Source organism: Candidatus Poseidonia alphae, assembly GCF_943787815.1.
In the GTDB taxonomy this organism is placed as follows: domain Archaea; phylum Thermoplasmatota; class Poseidoniia; order Poseidoniales; family Poseidoniaceae; genus Poseidonia; species Poseidonia alphae.
The window spans coordinates 446,768-466,299 of record NZ_CALSNW010000001.1; the positions used below are offsets into that span (position 1 = coordinate 446,768).

15 protein-coding genes are annotated in these 19,532 nt (G+C 49.9%); 9 read left to right on the forward strand and 6 right to left on the reverse strand.

What is annotated here, in order from left to right:
* Positions 1–30 precede the first annotated feature (30 nt).
* The 6 genes from ribA to AAA857_RS02030 all read left to right on the forward strand — a co-directional run bounded on the left by ribA (position 31) and on the right by AAA857_RS02030 (position 6,478).
* On the forward strand, positions 31–642 hold the full coding sequence (gene ribA, locus AAA857_RS02005) for a GTP cyclohydrolase II (protein WP_338172544.1): 612 nt from the start codon (positions 31–33) through the stop codon (positions 640–642).
* A 9-nt stretch (positions 643–651) separates the two neighbouring features.
* Positions 652–1,119 carry a redoxin domain-containing protein gene (locus AAA857_RS02010; protein ID WP_338172546.1) on the forward strand — a complete coding sequence of 156 codons (468 nt, stop codon included), beginning with the start codon at positions 652–654 and terminating at the stop codon, positions 1,117–1,119.
* A gap of 1 nt (position 1,120) precedes the next feature.
* Entirely contained in the window at positions 1,121–2,521 is a 1,401-nt protein-coding gene (locus tag AAA857_RS02015) for a helix-turn-helix domain-containing protein (protein ID WP_338172548.1), read from the forward strand.
* 17 nt (positions 2,522–2,538) lie between these two features.
* Positions 2,539–3,768: an AarF/UbiB family protein gene (locus AAA857_RS02020; protein WP_338172550.1), complete on the forward strand. Its 1,230-nt coding sequence runs from the start codon at positions 2,539–2,541 to the stop codon at positions 3,766–3,768.
* Positions 3,769–3,859: 91 nt separating this feature from the next.
* Positions 3,860–5,473 carry a phytoene desaturase family protein gene (crtI, locus tag AAA857_RS02025; protein ID WP_338172555.1) on the forward strand — a complete coding sequence of 538 codons (1,614 nt, stop codon included), beginning with the start codon at positions 3,860–3,862 and terminating at the stop codon, positions 5,471–5,473.
* A gap of 9 nt (positions 5,474–5,482) precedes the next feature.
* Positions 5,483–6,478, forward strand: coding sequence for a phytoene/squalene synthase family protein (locus tag AAA857_RS02030; RefSeq protein ID WP_338172557.1), 996 nt, complete (start codon positions 5,483–5,485; stop codon positions 6,476–6,478).
* A 52-nt stretch (positions 6,479–6,530) separates the two neighbouring features.
* Here AAA857_RS02030 and AAA857_RS02035 read toward each other — a convergent pair whose 3' ends face one another.
* From AAA857_RS02035 to AAA857_RS02050, 4 genes are all read right to left on the reverse strand, one after another.
* Positions 6,531–6,770, reverse strand: coding sequence for a hypothetical protein (locus tag AAA857_RS02035; protein ID WP_338172559.1), 240 nt, complete (start codon positions 6,768–6,770; stop codon positions 6,531–6,533).
* Between the two features lie 4 nt (positions 6,771–6,774).
* Positions 6,775–8,190 carry a sialidase family protein gene (locus AAA857_RS02040; protein WP_338172561.1) on the reverse strand — a complete coding sequence of 472 codons (1,416 nt, stop codon included), beginning with the start codon at positions 8,188–8,190 and terminating at the stop codon, positions 6,775–6,777.
* Positions 8,191–8,269: 79 nt separating this feature from the next.
* Positions 8,270–9,742 (reverse strand): sialidase family protein, encoded by a 1,473-nt coding sequence (locus AAA857_RS02045; RefSeq protein ID WP_338172563.1) that lies wholly within the window; start codon positions 9,740–9,742, stop codon positions 8,270–8,272.
* 75 nt (positions 9,743–9,817) lie between these two features.
* Positions 9,818–11,164, reverse strand: a complete 1,347-nt coding sequence (locus AAA857_RS02050) for a glycosyltransferase family 4 protein (RefSeq protein WP_338172565.1) — start codon at positions 11,162–11,164, stop codon at positions 9,818–9,820.
* Positions 11,165–11,188: 24 nt separating this feature from the next.
* On the opposite strand from AAA857_RS02050, the gene AAA857_RS02055 reads away from it, so the two are divergent.
* Positions 11,189–11,965 (forward strand): glycosyltransferase family 2 protein, encoded by a 777-nt coding sequence (locus tag AAA857_RS02055; protein WP_338172568.1) that lies wholly within the window; start codon positions 11,189–11,191, stop codon positions 11,963–11,965.
* 3 nt (positions 11,966–11,968) lie between these two features.
* Here the strand turns inward: AAA857_RS02055 and AAA857_RS02060 are convergent, their stop codons facing one another.
* Positions 11,969–16,738, reverse strand: a complete 4,770-nt coding sequence (locus AAA857_RS02060) for a right-handed parallel beta-helix repeat-containing protein (RefSeq protein WP_338172571.1) — start codon at positions 16,736–16,738, stop codon at positions 11,969–11,971.
* 105 nt (positions 16,739–16,843) lie between these two features.
* Between AAA857_RS02060 and AAA857_RS02065 the strand changes: the two genes are divergently transcribed.
* Together AAA857_RS02065 and AAA857_RS02070 are read left to right on the forward strand one after the other, a co-directional pair.
* A complete protein-coding gene (locus AAA857_RS02065) occupies positions 16,844–17,077 on the forward strand; it encodes an Lrp/AsnC ligand binding domain-containing protein (RefSeq protein WP_338172573.1) in 234 nt (77 codons plus the stop codon).
* Positions 17,074–17,319 carry an Lrp/AsnC ligand binding domain-containing protein gene (locus AAA857_RS02070; protein WP_338171366.1) on the forward strand — a complete coding sequence of 82 codons (246 nt, stop codon included), beginning with the start codon at positions 17,074–17,076 and terminating at the stop codon, positions 17,317–17,319. The genes AAA857_RS02065 and AAA857_RS02070 overlap by 4 nt, the downstream gene beginning before the upstream one ends.
* Here AAA857_RS02070 and AAA857_RS02075 read toward each other — a convergent pair whose 3' ends face one another.
* A complete protein-coding gene (locus AAA857_RS02075; RefSeq protein ID WP_338172575.1) occupies positions 17,320–19,515 on the reverse strand; it encodes an ATP-binding protein in 2,196 nt (731 codons plus the stop codon).
* Between the last annotated feature and the right edge of the window lie 17 nt (positions 19,516–19,532).

Consider the following 19,532-nt stretch of genomic DNA (forward strand, 5'->3'; position numbering starts at 1 on the left):
TTATATGTAAAAATGTATAATTTTTTTAACATGCAAGCACCAAGCGCACTACCAGTGACACCCAAACCCCAGGCGGACGCCATCCTCCCTACCGAGCACGGAGAATTTCGAATTCGTGCGTTCAGAGACCCTAGCGACGGCAAGGAGCACTCCATCCTCTATGTAGGAGACATCTCTCAAGGAACACCGCTCGTTCGCATGCACTCGGAATGTCTAACCGGAGACGCATTTGGATCGCTCCGCTGTGATTGCGGCCCGCAACTCCAAGCCTCGATGAAAGCCGTTCAAGAAGCAGGAAGCGGAGCCATTGTCTACCTGCGGCAAGAAGGGAGAGGGATTGGCCTGTATTCAAAAATGCAAGCCTACGCCCTTCAAGACATCGGATACGACACACTGGATGCAAACCTAGCGCTTGGCCTTCCTGCAGACGGGCGCACCTATGATTTCGCTGCGGAAATGCTCTATTCAATGGGCGTCACCTCTGTAGAATTGATTACCAACAACCCCGACAAGAAGGCTCAACTCATGGACTACGGCATCGAGGTCAAGTCGCGAGTGCCCATTATCGTAGGGCATTGCGCACAGAACCGTTCATATCTACAGACCAAGGCCGATAGAATGGGCCATATACTACCGGTCTGAGGAATTCACATGAAAATAAATCTCGTCGGCCAACCGGCCCCCCAATTTAAACTTGAAACCGATACAGGAGATGTCTTTGATAGCGCCTCACTCAACGGCACATGGCGCGTCGTTTTCTTCTACTCAAGACACAACTCTCCCACGTGCAAACGAGGGTGCCTGACCTTCAAACAACAACACGACCTGTTCCAGTCCGCTGGGTGCTCAATTGTTGGAATCGGCCCAGGCACGGTTGAAGAACAAGCATCGTTCAAACTTGAACTCGGAGATTTGCCCTTCCCTTTACTCGCTGACCCCGAACGAATTGTGGGCACGATGTACAATGTGCCGATGCACCTCGGCCAGTTTCCCGCCAAGTCATCGTTCCTCATAGGACCCGACAATACCATTCAATACGTGTACGACTGGTTGTTCAGGCCACGCCGCCACGTCGCAAAGATTCTCGGAGACATATCCACGGTCGCCGGAGGTGAGTGAAATGTGGGAAGAACTCCTCCTCGAGGCAGGCCTCAATGAGCGCGAGGTGCGCTCCATCCTCATCCTCGGGTCTCGTCCAAGAATGAAGGCATCCGAACTTGCTAAGGAGCTCAACACCACACGCTTGGACGCCTACAACAGTCTCTCTCGACTGCAAGAGATGGGGATCGTTACGGCTACAGCTGACCGCCCAATGCTCTTTTCCAGCCTCCGTGTCAATGAAGCCATGGAACACATCATCCAATCACGAAAGCAGCAACTCGACCGATTGGTTGGTGGTTTTGAAGACCTTTCCCAGGGCATTACAGAGAGCGATGCGTCGTACGAGAAGCAACGACGTGACATTGACGACCCACGGTTCGCTGTACTCAAAGAACGCACCCACATCTACAACAGGCTTCAAAAGATGGCTAACGAATCGGAAGAGCGATTGATTCTCCTTCTCGGTCAATTTGGAATTCTTCACCTCTGCCGCAACCCAGATGCTTTGGAGGCAGTTAACACAGCAGCGGTACGCGGCGTAGTCGTGCAAATCATTACACATCTTGATGGACGCACACTCCGGTTCTTTGACCAACTCAACTCAAGTATCGAGGTGCGTCATTCTGACGAATTGGATTCGCTTGGATTCGTCCAAGACCAGTCTGAAGTCATTCAATACTTGAACATCGAAGACAACCCCGTCGGACGTGGAAAAGAAGATGCTGCGCTCATCATTGAGTCGTCACCCTTCTCACAAGCACACCTCCATCTCATCGATGCAATTTGGGAGGCCGCAGTTCCTTTGGAAACTGCCCGAGCTCGATTTACTGAGAACCAAATCAATGACCCGCTACGCCTGACAATCGGTGAAGGTTCGTTCTTGAAAAATGTCTCAGTGGCGCTTGGCTTTGACGGTGAGTTTCCAGAAGGAGACACGCCGTTTGACCCGGAGGCTTTCTTTGCTGCCGGACAGGAAGTCAATGAAGCTCGAAAGCAACTTACCGAAGGGAAACTTTCGAACCTGAAAGTGTTGGGGATTGACTTGGGGCGGATGCTTCGTCAAATCGGAAACCGTGTTGGCCGTGAAATCGCCTTCTCCCTCCGCTCTATAGAAAATGATATCGAATTTCTCGATGAGATGATGGACTGGTGGGAGCATGCTGGATTGGGCATGTTGCAATACGATGTTGACCCTCAGTTTCATGTTATTGTCGGCCTCAACCACCCGCCTGTATCTGACCCGGATGCATTACCCATGTGGGAAATGGACGATGGGATCATCGAAGGTGCTCTCTCGACTCGGTTCACGAAAGATGCTAACGTCGTCATTCAACGCACCGAAGGAAAAGGAACATCGGACAACCTGTGGCACTACCTCATTCATCGTCACGAACCAAAAGCCATGGAATTGGTTGACTGAACCAAAGGTGAACGGCCATGAAACTCTTAACCTTCCTTCGCTTCTTCCGGCAACTGAAGGGAAAAAAACCAATCGATGTTGATGCCATACAATCCATGGGCTTGTTGGCGGTCAAGCTTGGCCAAATCTTTGCCCTTCGGCCCGACCTTATTGACCCCGACCGCTGCATAGAGCTCCAGCAGTTGTACAGCAGAGGAGCAACCATTCCAACGGAAGATTCGCAAAATCTACTCCAACGGTTCGCCCCTTCGGGGTTCATGGACCATTTCAAAAGTCTGGACAAGGACCCCTTTGCTGCCGCTAGCATCGGGCAAATTCATCGCGGTGTTCTCAACGATGGGAGTAAGGTCGTCGTCAAAATCATCAAAGCCGATTTTGAAGTCTCGTTCAAACGAGACGTACGACGCATGAAGCGATGGATAACGATTGGGCTGTTCTTTCGTCGTAAACTGAGAAAGGTGGGCAACCCGATTGGACTTTTGGCTCACATCGAAGATTACACACTTCGTGAGTTAAACCTTACAAATGAGATATCGGGGCGGAACGACTTGATCTCCAAGGCGGACGAAATCGAGAAGAACTTCCCTATGCCTAAGCTTCGTTTCCCAAAAATGTGGGATGAACTCTCGAACCGCCACGTACTCGTTATGGAAGAAATCGTTCACCCTACCCTTGAGCAACACCTGGAAGAGGGAACGCTCAGTTGGCCCGACATGCTTGAATTGTTTCGCATCCATGGAGCGTTTATGTTCGGAATCGGCACATTCCATGGCGACCTTCATCCCGGTAACGCGATGATGGACGACAAAGGCAACTTCATCTTTATTGATACTGGAGCGATTTGCAACGCTCCGGATCATGTCCGGAATGCTTTGTTTGGATTCTTCTACTTCCTCGCCAAAGGGGAACTGCGTCACGCTTACGATGCCATGCTTACGATGGCGGACGTTCAACCCACTGGGAAAACACTTCAGACATATTACGATTCCATGAACAGCCTCTACGACGGGTTCGTTGGTACTTCCGTGAGTGAAGTCTCCCTCACCGAGCAGATGATGAAGACGGTCAAGGCTGCTGTACTGGCGGGATGTTCCTTCGGCGAAGAAGCATTTCCAATTATTCGTTCCCTCATGTACATGGATGGAATGGTGCTCAAAGGCCACCCTGAAGTTGACCTTATCAGCTCAATGGGGCCGTATCTTGATGAATTCTCGGTTTTGATTGACCCTCATTCAATTATCAAGTGACCTCTTTGGCGCGCAATAATGATATTTTTCGGCTTCATAAATTTGCGGCTAAAAACCTGCCTTTATATGTCCAATCGAATCCACATAAACTATGAGCACGACTGCACGACCAAAAGTGGCTATAATCGGGGCGGGACCTGGAGGTCTTGCATCCTCCCTCTTGCTTGCAAAATCCGGCGTAGACGTTACCGTTTTTGAGCGTTCTAAGGCTGTTGGTGGCCGGAATAAGGTGTTTGAGCGAGATGGCTATAAGTTCGACCTTGGCCCAACATTTTTCCACTATCCTGAAGTGATTGAAGACATCTTCAAAGCCATTGGAATGGATGCCCATGAAGAACTGAAACTCAACAAACTTGACATGAACTACCGCCTCATTTTCGGACAAGGAGGTCAACTTGATTGCACAAGCGACCTCACTGAGATGACCGAGCGAATTCGAACCCTTTCTGGTGACAGCAATGCTGAGGCATTCAAGCGCTACGTTGAGGACAACAGCAACAAACTCAACAAATCCAAAGCATGCCTCCAAGAGCCTTGGTACGGCCCAACCGACCTGCTCTCAAAGCGAGCCTTCCGCGTGGCGAGTGTGCTCCGCCCACAACGAAGTGTGGCTGGTGACCTGATGAAACTCTTCGATGATGACCGCCTCATGCTTGCTATGTCGTTCCAAACCAAGTATTTGGGAATGTCACCCTTCAATTGCCCCAGCCTGTTTACCATGCTTGCTTATCTTGAATACGAATACGGAATCTTCCATCCCATGGGTGGACTCGGCAGCGTTAGTGAACGCATGGCGGGCATAGCACGTGACCTTGGCGTTACCTTCCGCATGGAAGAAGAAGTCGAGAAGGTGATCATGGATGGAAAAGCGATCAAGGGAGTGACCACAAAAGAGGGCGATTTCCTCGCTGACCGAGTCATCATGAACGCCGACTTTGCTAACGGAATGACACAACTGTTCCCTGACAAGTCTCGAAAGAAGTGGAACAATAAAAAATTGGACAAGAAAAAGTACTCTTGTTCCACCTTCATGCTCTATCTCGGCGTTAACAAAACATTTGACAACCTTCCGCATCACCAAATCTATGCCTCAGAAAATTACGAATCCAATCTTGAAGACATTGAGGAACATCACAGAATCACATGGGACGACCCCTCGGTCTATGTCCAGAACGCATGTGTTACCGACCCCGGTCTGGCCCCTGAAGGGTGTTCGACCATCTATGCCCTCGTCCCAGTATCGCACATTCACGAAAACATCAACTGGGAAGAAGAAAAGGACGCATACCGAGACCGAATCATTGACCAAATTGAAGCCAAACTCGGCTTTGAAAACATTCGCGAGCACATCCAAACCGAACTCGTCATCACTCCAGAAGATTGGGGCGACCACTGCTATCGTGGAGCGGTATTCAACCTCGCTCACGGCCTCGACCAAATGCTGTGGCGCCGACCAAAGAATCAATTTGACGAAATCGCAAACCTGTACCTTGTTGGTGGCGGAACACATCCTGGAAGTGGACTGCCAGTCATCTATGAGTCGGCCCGAATCAGCAGCAAATTGCTTCTTGATAGTCTAGGAATCATTCCTGACTGGAACGGAGTTGACACGTGGTTTGAGAGCCGAAAGCGCTCCAAGCAAGGGCGGAATGCACTCAAACAAAAGCGAAAAGAAAACCTTCCGGGAACACCAACGAGCGCTTGAGGGATCACCATGAGGCAGTTGCTGATAGACAATGCGTTTCGCTATTGCGAAGCGGTATGCCGTGAAGCATCCACAACCTTCTTTTCATCGTTTTCTGCTTTACAGTACGACAAGAGAAGAGCCGTTCATGCCGTCTACGCCCTCTGCCGTTGGGTGGATGACATCGTCGACGGAGATGAAGAACCTTCTATTTTGGAAACAAATTCACTCCGTGAGGCCACCGATGCACGTCAACGCATTATTAGCGAGATTCATGAGGGTAAGGAACCAACGCTCCCTGACGAGGAGCACCGCCGACGCCTGATGGCGCTGGTCGACATACGAATCAAAATCCATAAGGCCAAAGAAAATGAAATCACCTCCAGCGATCATCCAATTTTTATTGCCTTACAAGATGTATTTGGAAGGTTCCCAATCAAAATCCACGACTTTGAAACTGTCCTCGAAGGAATGGAAGACGACCTTTATCCAGTACAAAACAAAACTTGGGATGAACTGCGCTCTTACTGTTACAAGGTTGCGTCAGCTGTTGGCCTCATCTTGATTGAGATCTATGGTTATGAAGACAGAGCAGCCCAACTCCACGCCGTTGACCTTGGAATTCAAATGCAATTGATCAATGTTTTACGAGACATCAACGAAGATATGGAGCGTGGCCGAGTCTACCTTCCTCTCGACATTCTTGCATCTCATGGCATTTCGATTGACGACTTGCAACGGCCTAATGTTGCTAAATCTCCCTCATGGAAAGGTTTCATCATTGAATATGTGGAGATGATTAAACGTCATCGTGAATCCGCAAACCACCTGTTTGGATACCTTGATGCACGAGCCCGAGTACAGCCCGAAATTATGTCCGATGCTTACCAATCCATACTCGGGGAAATCGTTCGTCGGTCCGGTGATGTCTTCAGTCAACCTGTTCGACTTTCACTCTGGCGGAAGGTTCTCCTCGGTGCGAGACTAAATCTGCGGAAGGTCAAAGCACGGCTGTTTACTTCGTAAACAACACCTTCCAACGTTTGGAAGAATCTGGGCACCAACGTTTCGGTGTCCTTCAATCGATTTTCAAGCGCCTACCCAGCCAGAACCCAACCGTGTTCACAACAAGGTCTGATAGTTTGTTCTCCAGCGGTTCTACAGCGAACGAAGCCCACGGTTGACCGTCAATGACCCATTCAAAGCATTCCCAAGAAATGGAGAGCACGAAAAACACGGTCCAGTTGAGGTTCGTCCAACGGCCAGCAGTGGACCATATCGCAAAATGAGACAATGACCAAAGGTTCAGCAGTGCCATTCACTCACAACGTTGAGGGGCCACCGGCAGTAATCTCAGGAAGCAACATCAAGTCACCGTACAATGCTGGCCCGTAAACATAGGTCCCTACGATTCCAAGTTCGCCGTTGACGTTGTGGGCGAGCGCAATCCACGGGCGGCCCTCATCGTCCAATTCAACATCGATGAAATCTCCAAACCCGCCACAGCGAACGTTTCCACAATCATCTGTAGAGTCCAACGGGTCATCTGGGGCATTGACCGCTACTGAGGTAATGAGCGGATTATCTGCGAACGCATCGGTCATGACCGACATGTAGCCGGACCATCCGCCGTTATCGACGTTCTCCCCAATGTACCCGACAACAACACGCCCTTCGTCTCCGGCGAAAATCGTAGGGAATCCCGTTTCCGTCACTTCCGGTGGTGCAACCATCATGGGTTCAGACCAGGTTTCGCCTTGGTCCCTTGAATAAGCCATCCAGGGCATTTGGTCTACACTGATCCAAGATGCGAAGAGATTTCCAGCTTCATCGGTTGCAACAGCAACTTCGTGGCTGTGCCATCCGTCCTGCATTGGAACCTCGGTGGTAATGGTGTGCTCAGTCCATGAATAGCCACCGTCAATACTTCGGTACACAGCAGGCCCATCGCACGATGGGTTGCCGCGATAAATTGCTCCATCGTTGGAACCTGCAAGGTGACCGTGCAAGCCTGAACACTGAGCGGTCCCTGTCGGGTACCCTGGACGTTGAATGTCCCATGTATGCGCCCCGTCAAGCGAGCGGGAGCATTGCGGCCCAGCAGCCGAACTTCCAGTGTTGATGCAGAACACAAAGATCGTATCGTAGAGCCCTATACCGTCAACGTCGGGCATAGAAGCAATTGATTGGTGGTCTTGTGGGCTGTAGTACCCTTCTGCAGAGAAAGGAATGGACCATGTTTCGCCGTCATCATCGGAGTATTCTACAAACATAGCGGTGAGCGCGTGCATGTCGAATTTGACGATTCGATCGGTCCACTTGTCAACGTAAATGTAAGGGTCGTTGGATGAAGGGACTTGCCCAACTTCAATCGGCAAGATTGGATTAAAGGGCCCCATATTGTTCCATGTTTGCCCTTGGTCCATTGAACTATAGACCATGGTCCCAGAGCCTGCACCTCCAAAAGATGCGAAATGAATGCCCCCCGTAGAAGTCACTCCAATGGTTGGCTCAAAGGTCGTGTCGCCAATTCCATAGTAAGTACCTAGGGCGGGATAAGGAGTCGAATTACCGGTTAAATTTTCAAAGCCAATTGATGCATTGGTTGCGTTAATTCCACCGGGGTAGTGATACCAGGTGGTTGTACTTGGAAGCGAGTCAAAGGGAGTAGGCTCCTCGGTTGATTTACTTGCCTCATTCTCACCAAAGCAACCCGATAAAGAGAGGGTTACAACCATGAAAGAGAGAAACAAAGCTCTTGCTTGCATAGTAAAGCCGAATCGTCATTGGGATAATGACCTTCCGCATGAACTGATATCAAACCAATGGCGAAAGTTCACCCTTTTCCAGGAGGAGACTCGGTCCCTTGGCGAGGTAATACATTCCACCCATGCTGGTTCGTGAATCGGCTGGAGTAGGTGTGTCCATCGATGCACATTCAGCGATGCAACCGTCTGCAAAGGCAACATAAACCCGACCTTCAAGGTCAATATGCAGGTCGTTAAAATCAAGAAGGTTACGATTAGAACCACCTTGATCGCTGCGGCAATCTCCGCTGTTGAGGCACATAGCCCCAACCTGAACGGGGTCTTGAGTGACTCGCATGGTGTGGAAGGTTGGATTTTCATCCAGAGCGTTGAGGCTGTAGGTGATGTAGAGGTGGTAATGGACGCCATTTGGAGCATAATGTCCATTTCCAGTCCAATTGTTCCCATCGATGTCGGTTGTGCCGAGAAGCGATGTATTTTCACTGCCGAGATAGGTGACTGCGATTCGCCCTGGGTCACCAGCGTCAATTTGAGGGAAGGTGGTTGAAATGACTTCAATTGGACTGATGCGCATGCTATCTTGAGCCCAAGATTCTCCTGAGTCAACACTTGTTGACATGTAGATCCCTTGGTCTTCGCCGGTCCAAACGTGATACGCATTTGATTCTGAGTCAGTACCCACTTCCGAATTCTTACGAGGGTTGGGGGTTCCTGCATCGGCTCCCATGGTTCTCTCTTCCCAATTCAAACCGTTGTCTTTGGACATCAATATCGTCGGAGTCGGAACCCGGGGGGTGAGGTAAACCGTACCATCTGGAGATGTTGTAATCGCTCCATGCAACCCGCCGTTGGTTGAAGCCAAACCAACAATATCTCCGCCTACCTCGAAAGAAGCGCCTCCATCAAAACTGGTAAAGCAAGAAATACCAACCAATTTATTGAAGCAGAAATACACTGCTGTCTCGTAGGTTGGATTCAGTTGGCCAATCGCTCCATAGGCACTGTCAATCCAAGGACCGGAAGCCAACTTAATGTGGTCATTAAGGGGTGTTGTTCCTGAGTCATGAGGATTACCGAGCCACGATTCACCATCGTTATCTGACCATCCAATCCAAGTGGATTCAAGCCCCATCATGTGGATGTTGAAGACTCGATCCGTTACAGGGTCAACCCAGCCGTAAGGATCACTGGTAAACGGGGCTTGTGTGATATCCGCCATGTTTTCCCATGTCTGACCACCATCACAGGAACGCATTGGTTTTTCCATAGCGATGAAGAAGATACAGCCACTGGAAGTAATACCAAGACTTGGTTCGGGGCCGTCTTCTCCAACATCGCTGAAGAAGAATTCCATATCCAATAGGGGTTCATTAACGGCCATTCCCGACTTATCGGTCACGAAGGTGCCGTCGTTGTTTGGTTCAACCTCTGGAACAACGACTTCATCGGTTTGGTCACCAAAACAACCTGATAAAGAAACCGTTGCGATGATGAGAGCCAGGAACACTGCCTTTGCCTGCATGTTCCTCGCGAACCCCTCGGGGAATAATGACCTTCCGCTTCAATGTCAAGGCAATTCAAGGCGCTGAGATGTGATTCAATACTCAATGGCACGCAAGTAAATGGCCTCGTATGCCTCTGCGTTGTGCTCGTAAGTGTACTTCCCCAGCACACGGTCTCGTCCGAGTTGTGCTTGTTGTGTTCGGGCATCCGGTTGATTGAGAGATTCAATGACGCTTCGCGCCAAATCAGCAGGGTCGCCACGGTTGAACAGGCCTCCAACCGTCGAGTCAATCATCTCCGTCAAGGGCGCTTGGTTCACCGTGATCACCGGCGTTCCGCTCGCTAGTGCTTCGAGGGGGATAAGGCCTTGACCTTCGTAATATGAGGGATAAATGGCCAAATCTGCTGAACGGAAATGCAAGGCAAGACGGTCAAAGTTCATGCCCGGTTGAATCGATACCGCATGGCCAATTCCCAAGCGTTTGGCTTGTCGAATCAATGTCTTGCGCATGTGGCCCCTGCCGATGATGACCAATTTGGCACCAGGGTGGGACTTGAGGATTTCAGGCATGGCCCGCAAAAGGGTTCGGTGGCCTTTGCGAGCGACCAATCTCCCAACTGCAAGCAAGAGAGGGGTTTCTGTATCTGCCTTCCCAATAAGAGCAGCTTCATCGGCAGCGTCATACGTGGTTCGAATAGCCTCGTAGGCCAGTTGATCTTCTTCATCATCATGATTGACTGGCCGATACACTTTGTGGTCAACACCGTAGAGAACTGTCTCACAATTCCAATCCTGGGGAGGCTTATACCATCGTTCGAATTCATGTTTGGTTGACTGCGAAATCGCCACACTCACGGTTGAACCCGTAAGGCCTGCCTGTTCGTACTTTGCATAATGCTTCGCAGTGAGAAGAATGGCCAAATCATTGAGCGTCTTCCAAGTTGCTGATTCGTTATGACGTGCTGCAAGTTTCATCCCTTCTCGCTCACCAATCCAACTCCTATTGAATGCTGACACAACGGGAGCTATGTTCTCCTCGACCCATTCATACTCCCGTTCGTTCCAACTCACCAACGGAAGAAGCGTATGGACAATATCTACCGGCTTTTCGAGGTGAAGTCGGCGAAGAGAGGTCAAAGCATGTGTTCCATATGAGCGGGTAAACGCCATGGGTGCCTTGAGCCAGGGGACATGGAGTACACTGACTCCGGGTTGCCGAGGTGTTCGTTTTTGATGCGTTCTCGTGATGACTGTAACGTCATGACCTCGCTCAGCGAGATGCCCCGCCAGGTGAAATACAACCGAGCCAATACCGCCCCAACGAGGAGGATATTCGGCTGATATCATGGCGATGTGCATCATGATAACCAAGGTCAACGGGCATTTGAATGTCATTGAAGATGTGCCTGCTTCTGTTGAGAATAAAGCCAAACCTTTCAAGTCCACCCAAACGGTGGAGGCGTCATGGCCGATGTGTTGCCCGTGACCGTGACGGTTATCCTACCTACTCGTAACGAGGAAGAAGCCCTAGGACCTACCATTGATGCCATCCCTCGTGGATGGTGTAAAGATTTAGAGATCATGATCGTGGATGGGAACTCATCCGACCGAACACGTGAAATTGCCTTAGAAAAAGGAATCCGTGTTCATCTTGAAGACCGGAAAGGATACGGACGCGCTTACAGAACTGGGTTTGATGTTGCATCAAACGACATCATTGTCACCATGGACGCAGACTGTACGTACCCTGCTGAACTCGTTCCGGAGCTGGTCAAGCGACTCATTGATGATGAGTTGGAATTCATCACCTGTGACCGGCTATCCATGGCGGAGGACGGCTCTATGTCCGGACTTCACGGATTTGGGAATTGGGTGCTATCGTTCACTGCGCGTCTCTTGTTTGGATACGGCGTTAAAGACTCCCAATCCGGAATGTGGGTTTTTAAGAAATCCATTTTCGAAGATGAAAAACTTCGCCCAACCAATGATGGCATGCCTCTAAGTGAGGAAATGAAAATCATCACACGCCGACATCTTGGAAAGAAGAAAGCTGTTGAAATCTCAGTCCCATACCGCCCACGTGTCGGTGATGCTGAAATCCACACCTGGGGAGACGGATGGAAGAACTTGAAGTTCCTCTTTTCTCGCAGATTTGGTCTCAACAAGACCTTGACTCCATGGGGTGGCCGTGATGAAAACCCAGATTCAACCAAAGGCGACATTCCTGAACAGAAGAAGTGAACTTCAAAGCAGACCGTCGAGTTCGGTTTGAACTTCTTCAGTACCGTCCATGATGTTGTCTTCCAAGGGACGTTGTTCAACTTCAGCAGTTTTTTCCGGCGCTCTAAACGCATCCCAAGAAGCGATGAGGTCAATATCTGATAAGGCCCGACGTCGGCGCATAGCGATGAATGCCAGGAGGGAGAATCCACCAAAGAGGCCAGCGGCTCCAAGGGCGAAGAAGAGGACTCGTTGGTCATCTTCAAACGCCTCTACAGTTAATGTTCTCGTGAAGACGTCAATGTTGGCGTTTTGCCCTTCGCCGTCTCGGGCAACCAATTTCAAACTGGGGCTTCCTGTTTCTTCAGGTCGCCATTGGAGAATCCCTTCCCAGATTCCGTCGCCATTAACATCGGTAAGATTGATTTCCCATTGCTGGATGTTGTGCGTCAAATTGGCTCGTACATCCTTTGTGGTACCGTCGGCATCATCAAGGCGGATTGAGATGTTCAGTTGGGAGAGTTCCCCCGCCACAAAGGTCGTTTCGGATAGGGTCAAGGAATCACGGTCAAAAGACGGAAGACTGGATTGAATCGTGATGTTCACGTGTTCTTCAACCCAATTTTCTTGAGAGTCCTCAATATAGAGGGAGAGGTGGTATTCTCCGGGGGCTAAGTTGGTAATTTCATCGATTGAACTCGTTGAAATCACCTGTGGGATACTGCTTTGATCCGACCAAAGGCGCCATTCCCGGACGACCAAATCATTGTCAGCATCAAACGAGGCTTCTTCCAGTATCACAACGCCTCCGGGGGCGATGGACTGCCGATTTTCAGGCAAGATGAGGCGCATTGTTGGGCCTGATTCATTGATGGTAAGGGAGAAAGTCTCATCCCGAGATATTCCAGTATCGTCTGTCAGCGTGACCGTGAGTACGTGAGAACCTGCCCGCAGCGTCAATGCATGGCTTTCACTTGAAGAGACATCCACTAGAATTGGGTCGTCTTCAAGGGAAGTCCTGAGGGTCAAGACGAAATCATCGTTGTCGTAATCTATACTTTGAGAGGCATCAAACATCAGTATGGCTGAAGAAGAGTGGCTTGATCCATCGACAGGACTTACCAGCCCAAGTACAGGAGCAGAAGGAACGATGTCCAAGGTTAATGTTGAGGTGACGGGGTCATGTATTCCATCATCCAAACTCAACGTGATGGTATGGATTCCAATGCTCAATCGTGATTCAAACATCAACCAGTCTTCACCTTCAGGGGTGAGCCGGCCATCGAGGTCGCTGGTCCATGTAACCACCAAAAACTCCGAACCGCCGTACGGTGAGAACGGAGCACAATGCCATGTTCCTTCTTCGGGGAAGGTATCGCATGCAGCATCGAAGTCACCCGATCCGTTCGCCGAAAACTCGACCAACTCGGATGAGTCAAAAGTCGTCAACGACGGCAGGGCGATGGTGGCGACTGGGAGCGAGTTCTCTACAGTGACTAAAACAGATGATGATGCGCTTTGATTGACATGTTCTGCCCGGTCATCGGTGACTTCCATCGTGATGGTATGGACGCCGCGAGAAAGGTACCCTGACCAAATCGTTGAGCCGTTCGTGAGCTCCGCCAGGACCCCGTCAAGGCTGGAGCGGTACGTGATGCTCATGCCGTCGCTTTCTGGGTCAGACGTTGCACTACCGTCCAATGTCACAAGATACTCGCTCTCATTTCCTTCCCTTTGAACCTCAAATATCGGTTCAGGAAGTTCGTTGTACAGAATGACAGGAACGCTGTAGGTTGCGTTGTTGCCTACGGCATCAAAGGCCATGACCTTCAACGTGGCGGAGGCTGGCGGCTCCTCGGTTGTGTAATCGAAGGTGTACGTGAGTTCCTCGGGGCACACCCACTGGTTGCCCCAACCTGCACCTTCCCCGTTGAAATCAATGACGCATGCGAAATCATCGCCCTCGGGGTCAAACGTGCCCGTGGTGTTCACGACCACCGTGCCCGTTTGCGGCATGATGAGTTCGCTCCAAGGGTTCAACGACGGCTCGAAGTCCACGACGAGAATTGGAGCAAGGTTTACCAGTTCAATCGTCCTGCTTTGAGAGACACATTGTCCTGTATCATCGCACAACTCCAAGGTGATGTCATGGATGCCGTCTGACAGGGTACAACCCCACACTGCAGGTTCTAAATTCACGGTGAAGGCCAATCCTTGGTTTGGATGTCCTGCGGAGAGGCCGGGTCCGTTGCAGGAGGCCAGTATGTCACCATCGAGGTCACTTGTCCATGAGAATGTTAGGTCATCATCATCAAGGTCCCAAGAATCACTGGCATTGAACACCACTTCACCTTGTGAAGGGTAAATTGCTTCATCAAGTGGTGATTCCCACATCAAGAACGGTGCTTGATTGTCCAAGGGCAGTAGACAATTCACAAATCTGTTCTGATCAAGGGTAGCGCTGGTCGAATTCGTGATGCTATCGTAGGCGCACTGAACGGTGACTGAGTTATGAGGTGACGCTCCTGAAGAAGTCCACTGCTGGCCGATGAAATCGGAAAGGAACACGTAGCCTAAATCGTTGGTATACTGTTGCACAGAAGGTTCATGGTCGGTAAAACTTGCATCAACGTTCGCATTTGGAATTCCATTGGTGAAGTTGTTTACAACCCATATTGTAAGGTCCCAAGCCACATCCACGGTCGCTGCTCCAGAAAAGGAGGCCAAGTTCAGGTCGATGTTAACTGGTTGATGAAGATGAAGATCTGATGCATCATCAAGTTGAATCATTGTAGTTCCGGATTCATCTTCAAGGCCGGACCAGTTGACTTGACTGTTTTCCAGTTGAACAAAGCCCGAGCAGGAGGAAGTGATGGTGTTACCTTGCCCACCAAGGTTTGGATGATTTGTCAGCTTCAGACACGATGTTCCTGAAAAATCACTGTCGGAAATGGTGGATGGGAAATTCCCGTTGTTATCACCGCTCCATTCCAAGCCGGTATGGTTTCCAGCAAAGGACATCCCCTCAATGTGTGCAGCGGTTCGCAACAGTTCAACTGCTGGCTGTCCAGGACTTTCCGCTGTAATGTTCGCTTGGAGAATGTTGACGCGCCCAGTTGCGCCTGCGGGCATGGTATCCTCGTTATCGATGGTAAGAGCGGGAACATCCACACTGTTTCCATAGAGCGTGATTCCCTCAAGCCACAAATCCACTGAGTTTTCAGCCAAAATACCGGCTCCGGTTGAACCCGAAACCATGCAGTTCCTGCATCGGACATCCCCGGATTCAGATTCCAAGTCGTTGGATTCTTGATAATACAAGCCCGCTTGGTTTTGAGCCAGTGGATTGGTTGCTGCATCGCCACCGTTATTGGTCGCGGTGAGGTTCTCAAAGGTCACGTACCTCGAATCAAGAACCTGTGCACCGGACTGCTCGTTGTCGTTAAGTTGGAGTCCATTAACGACCACTGTGGCTCTATCGATCAACAGACCGTGCTTTGTATTGTTGTGTACATTCCAATCAAAACCTTGCATAGCACCTCCGGAGGTTGAGGAGATGCCCGGTCCAACCGAGCCTGAAATTTCCATGCCCTCAAAGTTGGGTGCGAAAAAAGACGACCTGACAGCGAGTCCAGCTTCATGTGGTCCCTCACCAGGATCGCCCGAATCTCGAATCGTGAGGTTTCGGAAGGTGGTCGTATCGTCAACGAAATACAAACGTACTCCAACGGTCGTTGAATCTTCAATGAGGGTGTTGTCAAACCATGCACCGGTTGCATTGACTTCGAGTGCAGCATATCCAATGTTAGCCGTTGTCGCTCCGCTTGTCCCGGTGCCTCTGATGGTCAAATTGGTGAAATCTGCCGTTTCATAATTGGTGTAATTGGTGTGATTGTTTTTGTCAACATAGACGCCTCGATACATTGAATTTGTAATTGTTGCATCACGGACGACTGCGCGAGTGTAACCACCGTCGTCGATGTGACGAATGACCATTCCCGTGTCTGATTTGTCAATGGAAACGTTGGTGAGAAGGGGTTGACTGTCTTCCACCCAAATTCCTGCAGCCGTAGCCCAACTTGACCCTGAGCAATTGTCTACAGTGATGCCCTGTATGAGCCCGCCCGATGCGCCCCAAATGTTCACACCACGTGTCAAAACATCAGTGAAAACTGCACGGGTGACAATGGGGGTTGAACCTGCTCCGATTGATAGACCAATACCGTAGCGCCAGTCGCCTTGGAAAGCCAAATCACGGCCAGCTTCATTGATGAATAGATCTGTGATTCTTGGGGCAGCATTGTTGAACATGTCAACGCCCACGCGGTCAGCATTGACCACGGTCAAATTCTCGATGACTGGGTTAGAACTGTAAATGGTCACCCCGTAAATGGAATCCTCAATCGTCAAATTTTGCAGAAGAGAGCCGCGTCCTGAGGAAGAGGAATTGAATTGAATGCCCTCATGGTCTGATAGTCCGCTTGCTTCAAGGGTTACGGGACAACTTTGAGTCCCCAATACAGTCAGCCGTCCATCCACAACAATTCGCACGCCCCCATCCATCTGTACGACTGTGCAAGCCTGAATCACCAATTCATCCGAAACAGGTACGGTATACGTGTTCGTGAGAACCTGTGTACCCGACCACGTGATTTGGGCTCGAGCCCCGGTATTCTGAACGATTGGGTCAACCGATTCTGATTCATTGAGAGGGTGGATGGCTGTCAACAACGGCAGAAGGAAGAGAAGTGTGACAAATATCACCCGCGAGGCTGGACGAGGGAGCACTGTCATATCCCTCAATCACCTGCTTTACCCTTTCAATGGTTCGCTGCTTTGTATCGGGAGAAGAAATGCATCAAGAGGAAGCCATAAATCCCGACTTTCATTCCAACATACATGCCTGAGGCATTTATTCTGTTCAAAACCGAACCCACGCATGAACGTGAAGTGTACCTCTCGCTCACTGGACATGAAGACGTCGCAGAAGTTCACGCACTCTACGGGGAATTTGACCTCTTGGTCCGTATTACCGCTTCAAATTCAAAACGTCTTTCCGACCTCGTCATGAATACATTTCGAAAAATCAAAGGCGTCAAGGAAACACAAACGCTGATTGCAGTTGAAGGATGAGTGATGAAATGGCTATTGGATTCGTATTGATTACCACCCTTCCTGGCGAAGAGGATAACGTCCGTAATGCACTTGATAACATCGATTTAGTGACCAACCGGTGGATGCTATTTGGCGAATACGACATCATCGCTCGCGTTCAGGCTGATGAAGAGTTTGCACTTACCCGATGCATTGTAGAAGACATTCGTTCTCTTTCCGGAATTGCTGACACCAAAACATTGATCGGAGCAGAACTCTAATCACAACAATCGATGCATTCGTTTAACGAGTGTACGGCTCGCTGAATGACAGCCTGCTGAACGGAAGCAGCGGCTTGCTTCCCGCATTGACATGAGCGACGTGTTTGGCGTGATTTTTGAGTGTAAATACCACCACCTACCTGCATAACGCTGATGAGCAACTCCTTTGGAACGGAGCACATCAGGTGATGGAACATCTTCAAACACGCCTTGTGCCTTCTTGGAATCATGCGCCCATAGGAATTCAGCGAGGGTCAGTTGTAAAGCCGCTTTGTGAAAGGCCGTAGGCTGGCGTTGGATGACCTCTTCAGCCTCGTTGATGATCAACTCAAGATTGTCGGATGAATGGAAGCGAAAGGATGCCTTTAATTTGAGCAGACGAACAAAGGGGTCATGCTCATCGCTGATTGATGCCAGTGCATCACGGAGTTCGTTAGCTCGTTGAACATCGCCTTCAAACAGAGCTGCTGCGTGTTGAATCATGGAAAGACTCACCATCATTGCCGCGCGTAATTCCTGCCGTTGAGGGAGTTTGACATCTTGAAGTAGGGATTGAACCGTTGACAATGCCGTTTCAGATGGTTCGTCAAACAAACGGTCTTCAAGATGTTGCACGGCTGCTGAGAGTAAAGTACGAGCCGCTTCCACATCGTTTGCATGGGCAAGAACGGACTGCAACAACCGTTGAGATTCCACCTCATTGCCCTCGAGAATCGCTTTTTGATAAGCCAATTCACTTCGAAGACTTTCGCTTGAGATGGCTTCAAGATGAACCCCTACTCGATCGAGTTCATGACGGTGCAAGGCAACTTTGCCCGCCCAATAATGAAGCATCTCATCTTCTGGTTTCTGTTCAACGGCTCGGTTCAGAATTACAGCGATTGCTGCTCCTTGAGCAGGAAGAAGGCGTTCAACTTGGCTCTCAATTTGCGATTTGAATTCGGGGTCATCAAGGGCAAGTTGGTGGTACAATCGAAGAATTTGTGAATCAGGAGTATCTTCACACAAAAGCCAGTGGTTCAAAGATGTTTGATGAAGTTCCTTGAGCCGGTCTTTGGAGAACATCGTTCGGCGAACGTTCCGAACAAGGTGTTGAATCTCGAGTTTCATGTTATCGTGTTCCCATCGCAAGAGGGCATGCACGTCCAAATCTGCGATTTCGTCCTGATGCGGGACGTCTTTTGCAGCAAGCGGTCGGGGGAAGAGAACATAGTGATCTAAAGCAGCCAATTCTTCATCCCCAAGGTTTTGCAGAATCGTTTGCTCTACAAAATTTTGAATGTCTTCTCCGGCTTCTGGAAGCGGTGTTCCTTCCGAGTATAATTGGAGAGCCATCGGGTGCCCACCCAGTGCGTTTGCGATTGAAAGGCGATGCTCCAAGTCCAAATGCTCCCCCAACAGTTGGGCCGCATCTTCAGGGTCAAGAGCAGACAGTTGCCGGTACTCAAATTCACCATCAAACGGCAGCGGAGTCCGGCCAACAAGAAGAAGCGTCGTAGTGCTGTCACATTGGAACGTTTCAATCATGGCTTTGACGTTGGTTGCGTGCCTCGGTGGTATCAAATGGACATCATCGATCACAAACATGCGCTTCTCATCAGCGGCCTCAAGAAGTGATTCTAATGCCTCTGTATCGTGGGGAAGTGGTTTCATGGCTGGAAACCACTGTTGAATGATATTCCTCATGTCTGAGAATTCGTTCACAATGGCTGAATGTATGGATGTACCTTCAAGCGAGGCTCGGCTCATCAATGCTTGAGCAACGGTTGTTTTTCCAATCCCTGATAGACCTCCAAGCAAAACGGGTTGTTGACGGCCAAACATGGATTCCAACTCAATAATGGCCTCCTTACGACCGATGAGTTCCACCTGTAGATGGTTCTGCTTGAGAGCATCTTGACCCTCATCAACCTCAGCGTCTTTGGGGTGTTCCAACAACCATAGGCGTCCTTTTTCGGTGGCGTGATACACCTGTCTTCGACGAGAACCTCCTCCGATGACATGAGCAACACGAACGGTGATCAATTGTTCAGACTCCAACAAATTGAGAGGACGATTTAACCCAGACCGCACAACACCCATCGCTTCAGCAAGACCGGGGAGGGAAAGGTTGCGAGGAACATCCCAGGCTTGATCCAAGGCCTCGGGAAAGGTACCGAGGTATCGGAGTAACTTTTCCTGTGGACGACTAAGCATATCTCTTCCATAATGCA